The following is a 16,138-nucleotide window of genomic DNA, read 5'->3' on the forward strand; positions in this document are numbered from 1 at the left end:
AGTTAAGAGATTTAAAAGTGAGGTGAGGAGAATGAAAGTTTTTGTAAAGGAGAATGAAAAGATCAGAGAAATGGAGGTGGTCATACGGTGCAGCAGGATGGAACCGGGCATAAATAAACTTGTAAACCATATCAGGCAATTTTCTATTCAGCTTCCTGTGTGGAAAGACGGAGAGCAATACCAGATTCCCCTGTATCAGGTGTACTATTTGGAAACAGTGGATGGTAAGACTTATGTATATACAGCTTCAGATATATACTCCAGCCGGGAGACAACCGCGGCTTTGGAAAAACAGTTGGAAGGAAGCAGTCTAATAAGGATAAGCAGGAGCTGCCTGCTCAATCTGTCCTGCCTGAAATGTGTTGCTCCACTGGGAAACCACAGACTTATGGCTACACTGAAAAATGGAGAGAAGCTTATTGTGGGGAGAACATATATTGAACCTTTAAAACAGAGATTAAAGTAAATGAAAAGTAGAAGGGACTGATACTATGAAGATTTTAACGGAAAAAGTAATACCAATGACAACTTTGTTGGTGACGTTAACGTTAATTATTATTTCTATAAGCAATCTCATTTTTGGAGGAGGAGATCTGTCTGTCTATATAATGTTCCTTCAGATTGCCGGATGCTTTTTCGTGCTTTCATGTGTGGAATATTTTATTCTGGAAAAAATAGAATTTAATAGTTCCGTAAGTTACAATGCGGCCTCTTTTTTAATATGGTATTTGATGCTGGGGGTATGTAATTTCGGATTTGGATGGTCAGGGGTATCATTGAAAAATGTAGTTGTATATACATTACTTTTTACAGCATTTTTTATCTGTATACAGAAATATAGTTATTACAGACTGAGAAGAAGCGCAGAAGAAATAAACAGGCTGCTGGAAAAGAATAAGGAATAGGTTTGATGACAATTCCACAAAGATATAGTATACTGAATGCAGGTATATAGGCAAAATTTTACGCATGAGGAGTATATCGATGGAATTGGGTTTATTTTTAAATATTATTACAGTTTTGGAAATCATTATAGTGGAGTTTTCATCCATATGGGAGCTTTCCCGCAGAAAACATAATTTCCTGGCTGCTGCCGGTACATATGCGGCGGTTACCATTCCGCTTCTGCTTTTTATGTGCCTTGTAGCGGTAAATCTTCCGGGCTATGGCAATGGAAGCGGCGGATTTATGATACTTGGGGCATTTTATTTTATACCCGCTATGCTCAATTACGGGGGAGATAAAAAGACCAGGATCATTATAGCCTTTTACTCTTTTTCCTATGGACTGGCAATCTTTGGGATTGCTGTCAGGATAGGTTACCTTTTTGGAACAGATGTACTTTCAGCGGCAGTACTGATTGCACAGACGCTGCTCTACCTGATATCCTTCCCTGTATACATCCATTTCTCAAAAGAAAAGGTGATGCCGTATATACAAAAAGCAAACTGCAGTCAGAAGAATATGCTGATCCGCTATACCATAGCCAGCTTTATCCTGATCATTGTATACAATAACATAATGGTGGTGGATTCCCCCATGTGGATGAAGCTGGTCGTATATCTGCTGCTGATCTACTTTATCATTCTGACATACAGGCTGGGGGTCTCATATCTGAAGGCGGACGATGATAAACATGAACTGAACCAGCTGGCCTGCACAGACAGGCTGACAAAGCTGGGCAACAGGCTGGCGCTTCGGAGAGGCCTGGAAAAACTGCAGTCAGAGAAGGAATCCTTTTATCTTTTATTCCTGGATCTGAACGATTTCAAATCAGTGAATGATAAGTATGGACATGTAGTCGGTGATGAATACCTGAGTGCCTTTGCTGAAGAATTAAGGAGATGCGTCGGGACAGAGGAGGGATGCTACAGGCTTGCAGGAGATGAATTCGTCTGCCTTACGAAAGAGCGGGGGCTTTGTGAAAAGATTAAGAAAATCAGCTTTGCTAATTTAGGAGATATAGAATTTTTGGGTGTTTCCGTGGGGATAGCAATGTATCCTGAGGAAGCCGGGTCAATTCCCGAACTGCTGGAGCTGGCAGATAAACGTATGTATGAGCAGAAGAAAGCTGCGAAAAGCGGTGACGGCAGAAAAAAACGAAGTATATAATATAAGACAGACGTTCTTTAAAAGAACGCTGTTGCAGGCGGTACGGAAGTATCCGGCAGCCTGCGGCAGCGTTTTTTTCTTTCTCTATTGTTATATTATATTTTTGTTGTTTGCTATTGACAATGAAAGAAAATGATAATATAATGACAATAAACAAAAGAATATAATAATAAATGAAATAATAATAAACCATATATCGCAAAATGCGAAAAAGAAAAGGAGGAGAAGGTATGACAAAGTGTAAGAAGATTCTATCATTTGCAATGGCTGCTGCTATGGGGCTGATGCTGTGTTCTTGCGGAAGAGGTGAAATATCATCAGGAACAGCCGGAGCTGATACGGCTGGCCAGCCAGCAGAGGGCACTGGTGAGCTGGCAGATAAGCTGGAGACAGAGGCAGGGCTGACAAAGGAAGGCGGGGAGGAGAAGATTGTAACTATAGCATATGACCAGACCTGGAACAGTCTGAACCCGTATGCATCAACTGGTGTGATCGGTGATACTGTATGCAATCAGATATTTGACAACCTGGTTGCAGGAGGCATGTCTGGCACTATGTATCCAAGACTGGCAGAGAGCTGGGAAGTGGCAGAAGATAACTCATCAATTATTTTCCATCTGAATCCTGATGCCAAATGGCACGATGGGGAGCCGGTAACAGCAGATGATGTAGTGTTCACATGTAAACTTGTTACAAAGGCAGATATAGTGACAAGCAGACGGCAGCTTATGCAGAATGTGGCAGGGACAGATGACAGCGGCGTTGAACTGTCAGCTGACAGTGTAGAGGTTGAAAAGGTAGACGACCTGACCGTAAAGATGAATATGAAACGTCCTATGTCAGATTTCATGTTTTTAAAACAGGCGGCTTTTTTCTTTGTATTGCCGGAGCATCTGCTAAATGACCTGACACCGGCTAATTTTATGGAAGCTGATTTCTGGAATGAACCTGTAGGTAATGGGGCGTTTATATTTGAAAGTACCATTCCAGGAGAGCGTGTGGTGTATAAAGCCAATCCGAACTATTACATGGGAAAGATCAATTTTGACAAACTGGTGATCAGAAATGTTGCATCGGCCAATCTCCTGGCTTCATTAATGAGCGGTGAAATAGATCTTGTTCCGGGAGCCAGGGTAAGCTTTCCAATCGCTGATATTTCCATGGCAGAGGAACAGGATAATCTGGTAGTGGAATCCATACAGTCACCGGGCCAGGTGTGGATAATCCCGGATAACGAGAAATTTGATGTGGATACCCGGCGCGCCTTTGACATGGCTATAAACAGGGAAGAGATGGTGAAAGAACTGCTTGGTGGAAGAGGCACAGTCCGTGAAGGGATGTATGCCAGCAATAACAAGTACTATGATCCTAAAATTGGGGAGGTAAGTCTCAGCAACCAATATGATCCTGAAAAGGCAAAACAGCTTCTGGAAGAAAATAATTTTGATTTTTCACAGGAATTACTGATCCTGTATGTGACAGGAGATACACTGCGTGAGCAGACAGCCACAATGTTCCAGAGAGATATGTCAAATATCGGTGTTACAGTAAATGTACAGTCGGTTGACCTTTCTACAATGATGCAGATGATGCGTGATAAGGAAGCAGACTTTGCAATCATGAAGACATCAAGTGACGGGGCTAACCCGCTTGAGAACCAGGATTTCTTTATCCTGGACGGGGTGTACAATCTGGCGCATGTGACAGATCCCACCGGACAGGAGTTATTCAATAAGGTAATGTCTTCACTTACAGACGAGGATGCCATGAAATACACAAGTGAACTGCAGCTGTGGCAGGCGGAAAATGACTGCTATTATTTCTTGTATGCACCTGATATTACGGTAATCTATAACAAGAGGCTCAGCAATATGAACACAAAAGATATGTCCCAGTCAGTGTTTGATTTCTGGAACTGGACAGTAGAATAGCACACAGGGAATTACCGGGCGGTACATTGTTGAACGGCGTCAGCGCAGCAATGTGCCGCCTTTTTAACTCCTCCGGGAGGATGCGCAGCCGCGAACGCGGAACAAAAGCTGCGCAATTCAACTTGCAGGCTCGCGAGGTACGCAAAGCGCACCTATGTTTTGAATTTGGTTAAAGGAGGCAGAAATGAATAATGAGATAAGGGCCTGGTATGAGAAATACAAGGCGGAATGCATAAAGCTTTCAGATAAGATCCATGGACACCCGGAGCGTTCAGGTGAAGAGTATTATGCCTGTTCAGTGACAGCGGCGTTTATGGAAGCGCAGGGATTTACAGTTGAAACCTACTGTATTCCTCCGGCAGAGAAACCTAACTGCGTGATTGCCAGATGGGGGAGCGGGAGCCCGGTCATAGGAGTTATAGGGGAATATGATGCCCTGCCGGGGCTGGGACAAAAGGCTGTGCCCTATTACAGCCCTCTGCCCGGACCGGGGCATGGCTGCGGACATAACCTTATGGCAGCAGGATGCGCTTCGGCTGCAGCAGCGGCAAAAGCAGCCGTAAAGAGCAGAGGATTGGAGGGGACGATCGTATATCTGGCATGCCCGGCTGAAGAGGGGGGATATGGTAAGGTACATATGATAGATAAGGGACTCTTTGACGGTATTGACCTTTGTGTGGCCTGGCATGATGAGGGGCCTTTCAGGATCGCTGAGTTTATTATGCAGGCACTGACAGGGATTCTATATGAATTCAGGGGGAAGACGGCCCATGCCGCCTGCTGTCCCGAAGAGGGGAGAAGTGCCCTGGATGCTGTACAGCTGATGAATATCGGAGCCGAATTCCTGCGTGAACATGTGCCGCAGGAAACGCGGATCCATTACTGTATTCCGGACGGCGGAGTGCGTCCGAATATAGTGCCGGGTTATGCGTCTGCGTATTACTATGTGCGCAGCAGGGAACGGAAGTCGAATGAGGAAGTGATAAAAAGACTTGACCAGACAGCAAAGGGAGCAGCAATGATGACAGATACTTCGGTCAGCTCTGTATGTATGGGGGGCAGCTGGGAATCACTGCTGAATTTTACACTGAATGAGATATTATATGAAGCCGCGCTCAGTGTCCCAAAGCCCCGGTATACAAAAGATGAATGGGAGTTTGCAGAGGAACTGTTCAGAAATGCATCAGGAAGGGAGGCAAGTGAAGATGAACGTGCAGGGCTGCTCTCATCCGAAATACAGAAACCTTCCGGAGAAGCGTTTTATACGCCTGGTTCCAGCGATATCACAGACGTGAGCCAGATTATGCCTGTCACGCAATTTTTCGGAGGGGGGACAGTGAATGGGCTATCCGGGCATCACTGGTCAACAGTTGCGGCAGCAGGTACCTCTATAGGACATAAAGGCCTGTTATTTGCGGGGGAAGTTATGGCTGAGTTCTGCAGCAGAGTGATGGAAAAGCCGGAAATTGTCAGCAGGGCAAAGGAAGAGTTTCGGGAGAAGAAAAATAAAAGTGTGGCGTATTATCCTGTATTACCAGAAAATGGTAAAATGAAAATATATGATAATAAATAAAAGAAAAATATTGACATAAACGATAATAAACGATAGAATAATGATAACAAACGAAATATAAAAGAAATACAAAAGAGAAACAATAACAGAAGAGGCGCCAGGAGAAGGGAGTCAGATATTATGGGAAAATATATTTTTAAGCGGCTGCTGATCGCAGTAATCACATTTTTTGGAATTACAGTGCTGGTGTATGTCCTGGCCTCTATGGCACCCGGGAGCCCGGTAGAAATGATCCTGGCGGGCACCAATAATCTGACAGAAGGCGATGTGGCCAGGCTGGAGGCACAGATGGGGCTGGACAAACCGGTGTATATCCAATATTTGATCTGGCTTAAAAATGTGCTGAGTGGAAATTTAGGTATTTCTTACAGAACTATGCGGCCAGTGGCAGAGATGGTAGCCGAAAGAATAGGTCCAACTCTTATGCTGACTGTGGCTGCACTCATACTTGCCCTGTGCATTGCTGTTCCGCTGGGTATTCTGTCTGCTCACAAACCATATTCAGCCTGGGATTATGCATCTTCTGTGTTTGCTTTTATTGGTGCAGCCACCCCCAATTTTTTTGCCGCTATGATCTTGATTTTTATTTTCAGCATCCGCCTTGGTGTACTTCCCACAAGCGGCATGTATGATGCAGGAGTGAAGACCACACTGCCCATGCTGCTGCGGCATATGGTGCTTCCGGTAGTGACTCTGATGCTCCAGTATGTAGGTATTTATACAAGACATATGAGAAGCAGCATGATGGAGGTCCTGGGGGATGATTATATACGGACAGCGAGGGCAAAGGGGCTTCGGGAAAAGTCAGTTGTCGTGAGCCACGCTTTCCGCAATGCGCTGATTCCGCTGGTAACGCAGATAGGGCTGTCTCTGCCGGCTCTGATCGGAGGAGCCATAATCACAGAGCAGGTGTTTAGCTGGCCGGGAATGGGGACGCTTATGGTACAGTCCATTAATTACAGAGATTATCCCACTATAATGGGGATTACAGTACTGATAGCAGGATTTGTACTCTTAGGAAATATTGCGGTGGATTTGTTTTATGGGGTTCTTGATCCGAGAGTTTCAAAAAGATAGGAGGCGCTGTATGAAAAAGAGTTCATATTTAAAAGATGTAGTCAGCAGGTTCAGGACTCATAAGCTGGCGATGATAGGAATGTGGGTCTTAATTGTGGAATTGCTCCTGCTGATATTTCTTCCCGAAATTATGAAGCTGCAGCCATATGAAATATACAGTGGGTTTGGAGCGGTACCAGGGGGAGAACATATCCTGGGTACAGACAATACGGGAAGGGATTTGTTTGCACGCCTCATCTACGGCGGCAGGACCTCCATGTATGTGGGATTCTTCTCAGTACTGATCAGCTTTGCCGTGGGAGTGCCGCTTGGAATGCTTGCCGGATACTACAGAGGGCCTGTAGAGGCTGTTATAATGCGTGCTGCGGATGTATTCCTGTCCTTCCCGTCTATGGTATTCATACTGGTGCTTGTCTCTGTGATCGGTCCGTCTATCACATCGGCCACGGTAGTCATTGGGATCATGGGATGGCCCGGTTTTGCAAGGCAGCTCTATGGCAGCGTACTGTCTGTAAGGGAAAAGGATTATATAGAAGGGGCAAGAGCTATAGGTACTAAGAACTTTGCGATCATGTTCAGATATATCCTGCCTAATGCATTTGCGCCGATTCTGATCGCGTTCACTTTTGGAATAGCCAGCGCCATACTTCAGGAATCGGGACTGAGTTTTCTGGGCATGGGTGTGCAGGTACCAGAGGCTTCCTGGGGAAATATGCTGTATGCGGCACAGTCAGTTTCCATTATTGCCACAAGGCCATGGATGTGGGTTCCGCCTGGAGTATGCCTGTTAGTAACTGTACTTAGCATCAATTTGTTTGGCGACGGGCTGAGAGACGCACTGGATCCTAAAATGAAGATATAGACCGGTGGAAGGGAGAAAGATATGGCAGAACCTATTTTGGAAGTGAGAAATCTAAAAACAGGATTTTATTCGAAGAAAGGAATATTCTATGCAGTCGAAGATGTAAATTTCACACTCATGCCCGGCCGGACCCTGGGGATCGTAGGTGAAAGCGGATGCGGCAAAAGTGTGACCTGTCTTTCTATGTTAAAACTGCTGCCGGAGAGAAATTCTCTCATAGAGGAAAACTCTTCCGTGAGAATGCACGGGGAGGAACTGACAAAGAAAAGCAGAAGAGAAATGTGTAAGATACGAGGAAATGAGATTGCTATGATATTTCAGGATTCTATGACATCGCTGAATCCGGTCATGACAATTGAAAGACAGATGGTGGAACCGTTTATGGTACACCAGAAGCTCTCCAGGGCAGAAGCCCGCAGGAAGTCCCTGGATATGCTGAAAAAGGTTGGGATCCCATCTCCGGAGACAAAAATAAAGCAATTTCCCCATCAGCTGAGCGGGGGACAGAGGCAGAGGGTGATGATAGCCATGGCTTTGTCATGTAATCCTCAGGTTCTGATTGCAGATGAACCTACCACAGCCCTGGATGTGACTATACAGGCTCAGATCGTCAGGCTCATGAAAGAATTACAGGAAAAGCTGGATACAGCGATTATCCTGATAACACATGATTTGGGTGTAGTGGCGGAAATGGCTGATGAAATCATGGTTATGTATGCTGGGAACGTAGTGGAAAAAGCGGGAAAGAGAGAGCTGTTTGAGGAGCCGCTGCATCCCTATACAAAAGGGCTGCTGGCATCGATCCCTTCGCTGGCAAAGGATACGGACAGGCTGTATACGATTGAAGGTGTGGTCCCCAGTCTTCAGGATATGCCAAGGGGCTGCCGGTTCTGCGACAGATGTGAGTATTCCATGCCCAGATGCAGAGAAGAAAATCCGGCTCTTGGCAGGATACAGGGCAGAGAAGTAAGGTGTTTCCTTTATAATGAAAAGCAGCCAAAGGAGGGAGACATATGACAGACTTAAAAGAACCTCTGATAAGAGTAGATAAGCTGAGCAAGGATTTTGATGTGGGAAAGGGTTTTCTTACAAAAGGTAAAAAGCTGAGAGCTGTAGATGGGGTGACATTTGATATCTACAGGGGCGAGACGCTGGGGCTGGTGGGAGAGAGCGGCTGTGGAAAGTCCACGCTGGGCAGGTGTATCCTCAGGCTGACAGAGCCAACGTCAGGGGAGATCTATTATAAAGATACAGACCTGAACAGACTGGATAAGGAAGAGATGCGAAAGATACGGGAAAAGCTGCAGATCGTTTTCCAGGATCCATATGCATCTTTGAATCCCAGAATGACAGTAATGGAAATCATCAGGGCGCCTCTGGATGTGTATAAGACAGGTACAAGAAAAGAAAGGGAAGAGAAGGTTCTGGATACGGCAAAGGTAGTAGGCCTCAGAGAAGATTCCATGTACAAATATCCCCATGAATTTTCCGGGGGACAGAGGCAGAGGATCGTAATAGCCAGGGCACTGATCCTGAATCCTGAATTCATTGTATGTGATGAACCTGTATCTGCGCTGGATGTTTCTATCAGAAGCCAGGTCCTGAATCTGCTTGCAGATATCCAGAGGAAATATAATTTATCTTACCTGTTTATTTCACATGACTTAAGCGTGGTTAAACATGTCAGTGACAGGGTGGCAGTTATGTATCTGGGAAGTATTGTGGAGATGGCTGATAAAAACGAATTGTTTCAAAATCCGCTCCACCCTTACACACAGGCGCTGATGTCAGCAATTCCTGTGGCAGATGTGAATGTGCACAGGGAACAGATATGTCTGGAGGGAGATGTCCCCAGTCCTCTTGACCCTCCGGCCGGATGCAGGTTCCATACGAGATGCATGTATGTAAAGGACCGGTGCAGGAAAGAGAGGCCTCCGCTTATTTCAGACGGGAACGGCCATTATACAGCATGTTTTCTGCAGGACAACCACTGCTGACCGGGGCAGGAGACGCGGGACAACGAGGGGGATAAGAAAGGAGGAGGTATATGAGAAAAGCCAGATTATTGCCTTTATATTTTATAGAATCAAATACGCGGGAAAGGGAAGAGTACAGGATACAGTTAGAAAAAATGCAGGAAACATACAGACAGGAGGCAGAGTTTCTGGAGCCTGCAGCTCTTGGCGGGGCTGGTGTTGGAGGGAGAGCTGCTGCGGAGGCTGATGCTGCAGTATTTCTGCAGATGACAGGTGCGGTATTCGGATATGGAGAACAGTTATCAGGGATAGGAATGCCTGTGATTATCATGACATCAGAATTTGGAACAGTGGAAATGTGGGATTGGGAGATAGCAGCTTATCTCAGGGAAAATCTGGGAATGAAAAATGTGTTTACACCCTACAGCCAGGATATGGCAAAGGTCATACTGCGATCTGTTGCGGCCAGAAATTCTATGAGAGAAGGCGGAAAATTTCTGATCTTTCAGGACAGTCCCGGGGAGGGGATGCAGGCCTATATCTTTAAAAGGTTTTATTGGTGGGAAGAGGAGTGCATTGAGCAGATAAAAAACAGTTTTGGTGTGGAAATCATTTTCAGAAGCTGGAAAGAAGTAAATGTAAGGGCAGGAGAGATTACAGAAGAAGAAGCCAGGGAACTCTGGGAAAAAAGAAAGATGCCGCATTCCAATCTTGGGGAAGAGACAATACTGAATGCTGTTAAGCTGTATATAGCTATAAAAGAGGAAGCAGATCAGCATAAAAATGTACTGGGTATCGGCAGTAATTGCCTGAATGAGTCGTTTTCTTCTAACACAACACCCTGTCTGGCGTGGGAGTGGTTATTTGAGTATGACGGGATCCTCTGGGCCTGTGAGGGGGATCTGGTGACGCTCTTAAGCGAAGAAATCTTGTACACTGCCCTGAAAGCTCCGTTTATGATGACAAATATCTATCCGTACCTGGTTGGGATGGCCGCCCTGAAACACGAGAAAATAAAAGAGTTCCCACGGCTTGAGGATTCGGATAATTATGCACTGGGTGTTCACTGTGGATATTTTGGGTTTGTGCCGAAAAGCTTCTGCTGTGAATGGATGATGCGGCCAAAAGTACTGGAAATTGTAAATGAGAATGCAGCGGTGATCGACTGCCGTATGGAGTGCGGTCCTGTAGTGCTGGCTAAGGTACATGTGGACATGAAGAAAATAACCGTCATAGAAGCAGATCTGGAAAAGTACGTGGGATATCCGGGATCAGACTGCAGAAACGGAGCGCTTCTGCATTTTAAAAACAGGAACGGACACAGGATAATGGAAAGCCTGTCATCCCACCATGCTATTCTGATACAAGGAAACTGCGGATTTCTTATACAGCAGGCAGGAAGGGTCTATGGAATGGAGGTAGAAGTGATCTGAGCTGCTTCTTAAGGCAAGGAGGGGACATTATGATTTTAACAGGAATTATCGGATGCGGGAGTATCGCCAGGGGGAGACATATCCCTGCCTATGTACAAAATCCTCACACAAGGCTTGCAGCCATCTATGACCCGGTACCGGGGCGGGCTGCACGGGAAGCAGAACAGTATGGGGCAGTCCCCTACGAGAATCTGGAGGAAATGCTTGCACATCCCGGACTAATGGCGGTCAGTGTCTGTACGCCCGAAAAATATCACAGAGATACAGTCATAGCAGCTCTTAAAAGCGGCAAGCATGTACTGTGTGAAAAGCCAATGGCTGTAAATCTGAAGCAGGCAGTGGAAATGAAAGAGACGGCAGAAAAGAGCGGCAGGCTGCTGATGATCTCCCACAACCAGAGAATCTATGAACCTCACTGGAAGGCAAAGCAGCTGATAGAGGAAGGAGCGGTCGGTAAGGTATTGTCTTTCCGAACATTCTTGTCCCACAACGGTCCGGAAAATTCCGTGACTGACAGCGGGCAGATGGGGAACTATTACGACAGGGCAGAAGGAAACGGGGGAGTCATGCTGTCTGTAGGATGCCACAGGATAGATCTGATTCCCTGGATGCTGGGGAGAAAGATAATTTCAGTTATGGCCTGTACACCTACTCTGGATAAACGCACTTCTGACGGATGCCTGATCCGCAATGAAGATACGGCGATGATCCTGCTGAAGTGCGAGGGGGGCATTACAGGCATGTTATATACAGGCTGGTGTACATACGGGTGTACGGACAGAGAGACACATATCTTCGGCACGGAAGGGGTTATTAAAACATTTGAAGACCCCTGGTCTGTGACATTATATAAAAAAAGCGGTGAAAAGGTTTATTACGATTTAAGCCCATGGGCGGAGAAAGGCTCGGGGGGAGCCACGGCAATAGTGGATAAATTCATAGAGTGTATTGCCGGGAAGAAGCCCTCCTTTGTGCCGGCCGGGGAAGGAATAGAATGCATGCAGGTCCTGGAAGCTGTCAGAGAGTCGGACAGGACAGGGAGATGGGTGGATGTCAGCAGATAACTAAAAAATATTATATAAACAATCAGGAGGAGAAGGATATGATTACACACAAAGCAAGACTGCAGGCGGCAATAGAAGGAAGAGTGGCGGACAGGCCGCCATGCGCCATGTGGGGGCCGCATTTTAACCTGGAGGACAGAAATGTAAAGGACTTTACTCAGGCGACTATCCACTACCAGGATAATTATGACTTTGACTTTATTAAGGTCATGCCAAACGGTGTGTACTTTACAGAGGACTTCGGGCAGGTTATCCGGCCATCTGAGAGCTATACAGATGATACATGGATGAACACTGTGCGTTTTGCGGTCAATGACCCGCATGAATGGGCAAAGATCAAGGTACCTGACCTGAAAAAAGGCGCTTTGGCGAGAGAGATCGAAGTGGTTAAAAGGCTGTGTGACCATTACAAAGGGGATGTGCCGGTACTTCCGACTATATTCAGCAATATAGTATGGATGTGTGAAATGACTGCGGGACATTTTCATCAGGAAGTCATAGCTTCCCAGTTTAAGTATTCGGAAAAATATGCACGTATGGGCATGGAAGTGGTGGCTGAGACAAATGAAAGGCTGATGGAAGCATTTGTAGATGCCGGCGCTGACGGATTTTTCCTGGGTTACCAGATGGGCCTCTATGAAAAAATGGGAAAAGAAATGTATGAGGAATGTGCGGGAAAATATGATCTCAGAAACCTGGAGGCGGTAAAGGGCAAGACCTGGTTTAATTTAGCGCATCTGTGCCATGGGGACAGGGCCAGTGCCAGCCAGTTTCTGGATTATCCTGTACAGGCATTCAACTGGGCTGATACTCACAGGGAACACTGCTCTTTAGAAGAGATGCGCCAGGTGACAGATAAAGTGCTGGTGGGTGGTCTGGACCATGACAGAGGCTCCAGTGGATATCTGTCTATCACAGGAGGAGGCAGCGGCAGCGGAACAGACCTTTCTGGTCCAAGCAGAGAAGAAGTAAAGAAAACAGTCCGCAGAAGGCTGGAGACGGCCATGAAAGCAGCTGGTCCCAAATTTGTATTGTCAGGAGGCTGCGGCTGGAACCATGATGCCCTGCACAGATTCTGTCTGGTCAGGGAGGTACTGGATGAAGTGGCAGAGGAAATAGCAGCAGGCAGGGATTTTTACAGCTCTGAAAAGTAGTCAGGAAAAACAGTGCCGCAAATAGATTCTTTGATTTGCGGCACTGAATCAATACAGCTGAGTGAGATGACAGGGGGGGGAGCAGATGGACAGCATAGCATATCAAAATTGTTTGCGAATACTTAGGAAGGAACTGGTACCGGCGCTGGGATGTACGGAACCGATCGCAGTTGCCTATGCGGCAGCCCGGACAAGGGAGGTCCTTGGAAGTATGCCGCAGAGAGTGAGGATAAGCTGCAGCAGCAATATAATCAAGAATGTAAAGGGAGTGGAGGTGCCTAATTCAGGCGGACTAAAGGGTATTGAAAGTGCAGCTGCACTGGGAATTGCAGGCGGAGACAGCAAAATGGAGCTGGAACTGCTTGACGGTATAGGAATAGAGGCCAGAGAAGCGGCAAAAAAAATCTTAAATGCGGAAATAATCACATGTGAGCTGGCCTGTACGGAAGAAAATCTGTATATAGCTGTGGAAGCTGAAGCAGAAGAGAATAGTGCTGAGGTTGTGATAGCAGGCGGCCATACACATGTTGTGAGGATAAAGAAAAATGGAGAAACGGTATTTGAGGACGAGGAAGGGCAGGAGGAAATGCAGAACACCGGCGGGGCATCCAGCCTGAATCTGGATGATATCTTCAGGTTTGCAAAAGAGGTAAAGCAGGAGGACATCAGAGGGCTGCTGGATGCACAGATAGCATGTAACCAATCCGTTGCCATAGAGGGAATAAAGAAAAAATATGGCGCAGGGGTAGGAAGAGTTATAATGGAAAACTTTGGAGATGACGTCAGGAACAGGGTAGTTGCTTTTGCCGCCGCCGGCTCTGATGCCAGGATGGGAGGCTGCCCTATGCCGGTAGTGATCAATTCAGGAAGCGGCAACCAGGGGTTGACTGTATCTGTTCCGATTATAGAGTATGCTGATCAGATGGGAACAGATAAAGAGACATTATACAGGGCATTGGCGCTTGGCAACCTCATTGCCATTTACCAGAAATCATTTATCGGTCGTCTGTCTGCATTCTGCGGCGCTGTATCTGCAGCAGCCGGCGCGGTCAGCGGTATCGGGTGGATTGAGGGAGACAGCAGGGAAGTGATAGAGAAAGCTGTAGCAAATACCATATGTACTATTGGCGGGATGGTATGTGATGGAGCAAAAGCGTCCTGCGCGTCTAAAATAGCAATAGCTCTGGAAGCAGGCCTCCTGTCTCTGGAGATGGCAAAGCAGGGAATTTTCTTTGCACCGGGTGACGGACTTATGAAGGATGGGACGGAGGAGACAATCAAATGTATTGGCAGGATGGCCAGAGAAGGAATGACTTCCACGGATGAGAAGATCCTTCAGATCATGCTGGAACATAGCTGAATTGCCTTATTTGTAACCGGAGGGGAGAGACTTGCATGGCAGAATATATTTTAAGCATTGATATAGGAACACAGGGGTGTAAGGCAGCTGTATTTGACAGAGAGATGAAACGGAAAGGGACATATTTTGTACCGCTGGCCTTAGTGAGTCCGCAGCCAGGTATGGTCTGGCAGGACCCACGGGGCATGTATCAGGCATGTCTGGAGGCAGCTAGGGGAGCCGCAGAAAACAGCAAAGTGCCGCCGGCAGAAATAGCGGCGATCGGTATTGACGGTCAGATGGCTGGAATTATGGGAACGGACGAAGAGGGAGAGGCAGTTACACCATATGATTCCTGGCTGGATACCAGGTGCAGTACGTATGCAGAAGATATGAGACGCAGATACGGGAAAAGAATTACGGAGATAACAGGGGCTCCCGTCTCATTTACGCATGGCCCCAAGATCCTGTGGCTGAAGCATGAACAGCCGCAGCTCTATCAGAAGGTATATAAATTTGTGGTTCCCTCGGCGTATGTAGCTGGCAGGATAACAGGCCTGCGGGGAGACGAACAGTATTTTGATTATACACATATCCAGTATTCGGGTTTTGGGGATAATCTGAAGAAAACGTGGTCGGAGGAACTTCTGGAAGTATTTCAGGCAGATGAGGGGAAAATGGCCAGAATTATCTCTCCTTTTGATGTGGTGGGCAGGACGGGCCGGGAATTTGCGGCAGCTACCGGTTTGCCTTCAGGAATCCCTGTAGCTGCAGGATGCGGTGACACTGCCGCATCTGTCTACGGGACTGGCAGAATGGAGAAAGGAATGCTCCTGGACTGTGCAGGAACGGCTTCAGTACTCTGCGGGGCAGTGGACAGCTATAAGCCTGATACAGAGTATGACACTATTACACTGATGCGTTCACCGGATGAGGATATATGGCTGCCTATGGCATATATAAATGGAGGAGGTCTGGGACTTAGGTGGCTGCGGGATGAGCTTTCCGGCAGTCCTCATGCCACATATGAAGAACTGGAAAGGGAGGCCGGGAAGGCGGAGGCGGGAAGCGGAGGCATATTTTTTATTCCCCACTTCTCAGGCCGGGTGCTGCCCTGCCATCCTAAACTGTCAGGGTGCTTTGCGGGCCTCCGCTGGAATCATACAAGAGGGGCCATGTACAGGAGCATCATGGAAGGCATCGCATATGAATACAGACATTATATGAGGGTACTGCATGAGCTGTATCCTGAAGGAAGGTTCGATCGTGTCTATACTATGGGCGGAGGGGCCGGCAGCCATCTGTTTAACCAGATCAAGGCGGACGTGCTGGGCGTAAAAGTAATGCCATGTAAAGAGGTGGATACAGCCTTGGAAGGAAGCGCTATGATCGCAGCCAGAGCAGTGGGTATCAGTACTGAACAACATAAGGAAACTGCAGACGAAGAAAAAGGGTATATTTATCCCCGGGAAGAAAATAATAAAGTATATGAAAAACTGGCTCAGGATTATTTAAGGCTTCTGGAGAAGATAGAGGAATTTTGTGAGGGGAAGTAAATATATACATGCAGCTATTCAGAAGGTCTGCACATTTACTGCACAGACCGTGAGAACAACC

General features: G+C 46.7%; 14 protein-coding genes. All 14 read left to right on the top strand.

Features of this window, described 5'->3' with window-relative positions:
* Nucleotides 1–31: 31 nt before the first annotated feature.
* Nucleotides 32–466, top strand: a complete 435-nt coding sequence (locus tag NSB28_RS18275; protein WP_257497888.1) for a LytTR family DNA-binding domain-containing protein — start codon at nt 32–34, stop codon at nt 464–466.
* A 25-nt stretch (nt 467–491) separates the two neighbouring features.
* Nucleotides 492–905, top strand: coding sequence for a DUF3021 family protein (locus NSB28_RS18280; RefSeq protein WP_109748053.1), 414 nt, complete (start codon nt 492–494; stop codon nt 903–905).
* Nucleotides 906–984: 79 nt separating this feature from the next.
* Complete coding sequence (locus NSB28_RS18285) at nt 985–2,112, top strand: GGDEF domain-containing protein (RefSeq protein ID WP_257497887.1); 1,128 nt, start codon at nt 985–987, stop codon at nt 2,110–2,112.
* Between the two features lie 230 nt (nt 2,113–2,342).
* Complete coding sequence (locus NSB28_RS18290; RefSeq protein WP_257497886.1) at nt 2,343–4,043, top strand: ABC transporter substrate-binding protein; 1,701 nt, start codon at nt 2,343–2,345, stop codon at nt 4,041–4,043.
* A gap of 184 nt (nt 4,044–4,227) precedes the next feature.
* The gene (locus tag NSB28_RS18295) at nt 4,228–5,616 is read left to right on the top strand and encodes an amidohydrolase (RefSeq protein ID WP_109748056.1); all 1,389 of its coding nucleotides are present in this window, start codon (nt 4,228–4,230) and stop codon (nt 5,614–5,616) included.
* A gap of 120 nt (nt 5,617–5,736) precedes the next feature.
* A complete protein-coding gene (locus tag NSB28_RS18300; protein ID WP_109748057.1) occupies nt 5,737–6,693 on the top strand; it encodes an ABC transporter permease in 957 nt (318 codons plus the stop codon).
* A 10-nt stretch (nt 6,694–6,703) separates the two neighbouring features.
* A complete protein-coding gene (locus NSB28_RS18305) occupies nt 6,704–7,555 on the top strand; it encodes an ABC transporter permease (protein WP_109748058.1) in 852 nt (283 codons plus the stop codon).
* A 21-nt stretch (nt 7,556–7,576) separates the two neighbouring features.
* The gene (locus NSB28_RS18310) at nt 7,577–8,572 is read left to right on the top strand and encodes an ABC transporter ATP-binding protein (protein WP_109748059.1); all 996 of its coding nucleotides are present in this window, start codon (nt 7,577–7,579) and stop codon (nt 8,570–8,572) included.
* The gene (locus NSB28_RS18315) at nt 8,569–9,552 is read left to right on the top strand and encodes an ABC transporter ATP-binding protein (RefSeq protein ID WP_109748060.1); all 984 of its coding nucleotides are present in this window, start codon (nt 8,569–8,571) and stop codon (nt 9,550–9,552) included. Before NSB28_RS18310 ends, NSB28_RS18315 begins: the two co-directional genes overlap by 4 nt.
* A 50-nt stretch (nt 9,553–9,602) precedes the next feature.
* Nucleotides 9,603–10,964, top strand: coding sequence for a hypothetical protein (locus NSB28_RS18320; protein WP_109748061.1), 1,362 nt, complete (start codon nt 9,603–9,605; stop codon nt 10,962–10,964).
* A gap of 29 nt (nt 10,965–10,993) precedes the next feature.
* A complete protein-coding gene (locus tag NSB28_RS18325; RefSeq protein ID WP_109748062.1) occupies nt 10,994–12,028 on the top strand; it encodes a Gfo/Idh/MocA family protein in 1,035 nt (344 codons plus the stop codon).
* Between the two features lie 38 nt (nt 12,029–12,066).
* Nucleotides 12,067–13,182 carry a uroporphyrinogen decarboxylase family protein gene (locus tag NSB28_RS18330; RefSeq protein WP_109748155.1) on the top strand — a complete coding sequence of 372 codons (1,116 nt, stop codon included), beginning with the start codon at nt 12,067–12,069 and terminating at the stop codon, nt 13,180–13,182.
* An 85-nt stretch (nt 13,183–13,267) separates the two neighbouring features.
* Nucleotides 13,268–14,542 (top strand): L-cysteine desulfidase family protein, encoded by a 1,275-nt coding sequence (locus NSB28_RS18335; protein ID WP_109748063.1) that lies wholly within the window; start codon nt 13,268–13,270, stop codon nt 14,540–14,542.
* Nucleotides 14,543–14,577: 35 nt separating this feature from the next.
* Complete coding sequence (locus NSB28_RS18340; protein ID WP_109748064.1) at nt 14,578–16,077, top strand: xylulokinase; 1,500 nt, start codon at nt 14,578–14,580, stop codon at nt 16,075–16,077.
* Nucleotides 16,078–16,138: the final 61 nt, after the last annotated feature.

Source organism: Murimonas intestini, from assembly GCF_024622195.1.
In the GTDB taxonomy this organism is placed as follows: domain Bacteria; phylum Bacillota; class Clostridia; order Lachnospirales; family Lachnospiraceae; genus Murimonas; species Murimonas intestini.